General features: G+C 34.3%; 1 protein-coding gene. It reads right to left on the reverse strand.

What is annotated here, in order from left to right; all coding sequences use genetic code 11:
* A partial coding sequence (locus AC07E5_RS09645; RefSeq protein WP_498625327.1) for a helix-turn-helix domain-containing protein occupies positions 1-138 on the reverse strand: 138 nt, incomplete at its 3' end.
* Positions 139-626 lie beyond the last annotated feature (488 nt).

Below are 626 nucleotides of genomic sequence, written 5' to 3' on the forward strand. Positions count from 1 at the left end.
ATTTCTTTTTAATTCACGGTAGATGGTTGATCGTGAACGTCCTAACTCCCGAGCAAGGGTAGCGATTGAACTTTTACTTTTCAAAGTAGCATAAATTTCGTATCTTTCATCTTGAGAAAGTTGGGTGAATTTCTTCATTGTGTGCTTTCCAATTGCGGGTTGAAAAAGTCTAATGATTCTATGAATACACCTAACTTTTTCAACTAACTACAAATGTGTTGCACTTGAGATTTGAATCTGCGTTTAAAAATCACACTGAGTTTTAAATTCAAAACTTCTTGCTTGGTAGCTATGCTGTCTTACTTTTATTCAGGGTGGGGGTGTCATACAACTATGCTGTGGTGCAAGATTGATAAGTAAAAATAAACAAACGCAGAGAGTGACTTAAATTTCTTTGCGTGGTTATTGTTAAGATAAACTAAAGATTAAAACTATTACGAATGTGTCTTATAAGTATGGAACATACACAATGCATATTCTACGAAATATGATGAGATTTAACCGTTATTTAAAACCTACTCAAACCTACTCAATGTGGGTTTGATGTTTAATTCCTACTTCACCATCAAGAACCTAAAACATTTGCTTTAGGGATTACCTCAATTCCATAGGCTGTCACGGTGTAA

The organism is Acinetobacter seohaensis (genome assembly GCF_056431365.1).